The sequence below is a fragment of the Mycobacterium sp. E2462 genome (assembly GCF_001672685.1).
Taxonomy (GTDB): Bacteria; Actinomycetota; Actinomycetes; order Mycobacteriales; family Mycobacteriaceae; genus Mycobacterium.
This window is the reverse complement of sequence record NZ_LZKC01000344.1, coordinates 1-3,200: the sequence shown is the minus strand read 5'-3', so window position 1 is coordinate 3,200 and position 3,200 is coordinate 1. Positions and strand designations below refer to the sequence as shown.

General features: G+C 69.3%; 3 protein-coding genes and 1 pseudogene. All 4 read left to right on the top strand.

Annotated elements, in window-relative coordinates; all coding sequences use genetic code 11:
* Nucleotides 1-1,320, top strand: a 1,320-nt coding sequence (locus tag A5714_RS18040) for a wax ester/triacylglycerol synthase family O-acyltransferase (protein ID WP_068287398.1), incomplete at its 5' end; no start/stop codon positions are given.
* Nucleotides 1,321-1,364: 44 nt separating this feature from the next.
* Nucleotides 1,365-2,213 carry a polyphosphate kinase 2 gene (ppk2, locus tag A5714_RS18035; protein ID WP_068070323.1) on the top strand — a complete coding sequence of 283 codons (849 nt, stop codon included), beginning with the start codon at nucleotides 1,365-1,367 and terminating at the stop codon, nucleotides 2,211-2,213.
* Entirely contained in the window at nucleotides 2,210-2,725 is a 516-nt protein-coding gene (locus A5714_RS18030; RefSeq protein WP_156747375.1) for a hypothetical protein, read from the top strand. The genes ppk2 and A5714_RS18030 overlap by 4 nt, the downstream gene beginning before the upstream one ends.
* Before the next feature lie 140 nt (nucleotides 2,726-2,865).
* Nucleotides 2,866-3,200, top strand: a pseudogene (locus A5714_RS18025) (ferredoxin reductase); the annotation flags it as partial.

The following is a 3,200-nucleotide window of genomic DNA, read 5'->3' as shown; positions in this document are numbered from 1 at the left end:
CGCGCCGGGCTGAGCTACGAAACGGTGCTCGCGATGGTCGAGCAGCGCCTCCCGCAAATACCGCGGTACCGGCAAAAGGTGCGAGAAGTCCCGGGCGGCACCGCGCGACCCGTGTGGCTCGACGACAGCGACTTCGACATCACCTACCACGTGCGGCGGTCGGCGCTGCCGTCGCCGGGCAGCGACGAGCAGCTGCATGAGCTGATCGCCCGCCTCGCGGCGCGGCCCCTCGACAAGACCCGGCCGCTGTGGGAGATGTACGTCGTCGAGGGTCTGTCGAAGAACCGCGTCGCCCTCTACACCAAGTCGCACCAGGCCCTGATCAACGGCATGACGGCGCTGGAGCTCAACCACGTCATCGCCGATCGGACCAAGCGGCCGCCGACCTTCCCCGAGGACATCTGGGTGCCCGAACGCGACCCCGGCAACACCCGGCTGATGCTGGGGGCGATCGGCGACTGGTTCGTGGGCCCCGGCACCCAGCTGCAGGCCGTCGGATCGGCGGTCGGCGCCCTGGTGACCAACCACGGCGAGCTGATCGACGCGGGCCGCCGGGTCCTGGACTTCGCCCGGACGATCGCCCGCGGCACCGCTCCCAGCAGCCCGCTCAACGCCACCGTGTCCCGCCACCGGCGGTTCACCGTCGCCAGCGGCAGCCTGGAGGACTACCGCGCCGTGCGCGCCCGGTACGACTGCGACGTCAACGACGTGGTGCTCGCTGTCATCGCCGGGGCCCTCGGCAATTGGCTGATGTCGCGCGGGGTCGCCGTCGCGACGTCGGCGACGGTGCGCGCCATGGCGCCGCTGTCGGTGTACGCCGACGGCCAGCTCGACGCGACCGGACCCGGGCAGGCGATCAGCCAGGTAATGCCCTTCCTGGTCGACCTGCCCGTCGGCGAGCCCAACGCCGTGGTGCGGCTGTCACAGATCGCGCACGCCACCGAGTCGAACCCCACCGCAGCCCGGCTGGTGGACGCCCGGACCATCGTCACGCTGTCGGGTTTCGCGCCGCCCACGCTGCACGCCATGGGAATCCGGGTCGCCACCAGCTTTCCCAGCTTCTCCAAGCGCACCTTCAACCTGCTGATCACCAACGCGCCGGGCGCCCAAAAGCAGATGTACGTCGCGGGCACCAAGCTGCTGGAGACCTACGCCGTGCCGCCGCTGCTGCACAACCAGGCGCTGGCGATCAGCGTGACGTCCTACAACGGCATGCTCTACTTCGGGATCAACGCCGACCGCGAGGCCATGAGCGACGTGGACCTGCTGCCCGGCCTGCTGGCGCAATCCCTGGAGGAACTGCTCGACGCGTCCCGCTAGCGGCTCGGGGTCGAAACGGCCGCCGAGCTCTATCATTCGTTGACGTGAGCACCGCCACCGCGAAGGCGAGCAAGAAGAAATCGGCGCCCAAGATCTCCGACGCCGTCTACGAAGCCGAATTGTTCCGGCTGCAAACGGAATTCGTCAAACTTCAGGAATGGGTGCGCCACAGCGGGGCCCGGCTGGTGGTCCTCTTCGAGGGCCGCGACGCCGCGGGCAAGGGCGGCGCCATCAAGCGGATCACCGAATACCTCAGCCCGCGGGTGGTGCAGGTCGCGGCGCTGCCGGTGCCCACCGATCGGGAACGCGGGCAATGGTATTTCCAGCGCTACATCGCGCACTTGCCCGCCAAGGGCGAGATCGTGCTGTTCGACCGGTCCTGGTACAACCGCGCCGGCATCGAAAAAGTGATGGGATTCTGTACGCCCCACGAGCACGCGCTGTTTCTGCGGCAGACGCCCATCTTCGAGCAGATGCTGATCGACGACGGGATCCTGCTTCGCAAGTACTGGTTCTCGGTGTCCGAGGGCGAGCAACTGCGCCGGTTCAAGGCCCGGCGCAACGACCCGGTGCGCCGCTGGAAGCTCTCGACCATGGACCTCGAATCGGTGTACCGCTGGGAGGATTACTCCCGCGCCAAGGACGAGATGATGGTGCACACCGACACCCCGGCCAGCCCCTGGTACGTCGTCGAGTCCGACATCAAGAAGCATGCGCGGCTGAACATGATGGCCCACCTGCTGTCGACCGTGGATTACCACGAGGTGCAGACGCCGGAGGTGACGCTGCCGCGGCGGCCCGTGGTCAGCGGCGCCTATCGCCGGCCCCCGCGCGAGCTGTCGACCTACGTCGACGACTATGCGGCCACATTGATCGAGGGAGCGGCCCGGTGACCGTCGTCTACATTCCCGCCACGCTGCGCATGCTGCGGCAGCTCGTCGCCGACGGGTCCCTGTGGCCGGTCAACGGCACGGCGTTCGCGCTGACGCCGGCGCTGCGCGAGGCCTACGCCGAGGGCGACGACGACGAACTGGCCGACGTGGCGTTGCGGGAGGCGGCGCTGGCGTCGCTGCGGCTGCTGGCGCACGACGACGATCCCGCCGCCGCGCCGGACGCCCTGCCGCCGCGGCGGGCCGTGCTGGCGGCCGAGGTCGAGGGAGCCACCTACCGGCCCGACCTGGACGACGCGGTGGTCCGGCTCGCCGGGCCGGTCCGGGCCGAGGACGTGATCGCCGCCTACGTCGACAACGCGGCGGCCGAAGCGGCGGTCGCCAGGGCGATCGAGGCCGTCGACGACGCCGACCTGGGCGATGAGGACGCCGAGTTGATCGTGGGCGACGCGCAAGACCATGATTTGGCTTGGTACGCCAACCAAGAGCTGCCGTTTCTGCTTGACCTGCTCTGACGCACCGCTGGCTACGGTACCGTAAGTTACGGTACCGTAGGGTGCAGGCCGGGCGGCGCGGGATCGCGCCGATTGCAAGCAGGAAGCCACACCGCCGCGCCGTATGCAGGAGCTTCCCCGTGGGTAAGGATTCGACACCGATGGCCGCGCACATCGCCGACACCAAGCGGCCCGTCATCGCGGGCGCCGAGCGCAATCCCGGGTGGCATCTGCTGCGCAAGATCGCCGCGCGCATCACCACGCCGCTGCTGCCCGACGACTACCTGCACCTGGCCAACCCGCTGTGGTCGGCGCGCGAGCTGCGGGGCCGGATCCTCGAGGTGCGCCGCGAGACCGAGGATTCCGCGACCCTGGTCATCAAGCCGGGCTGGGGCTTCAACTTCGACTACGAACCCGGCCAGTACATCGGCATCGGCCTGTTGATGAACGGGCGCTGGCGGTGGCGGTCCTACTCGCTCACCTCGACGCCGGCCAC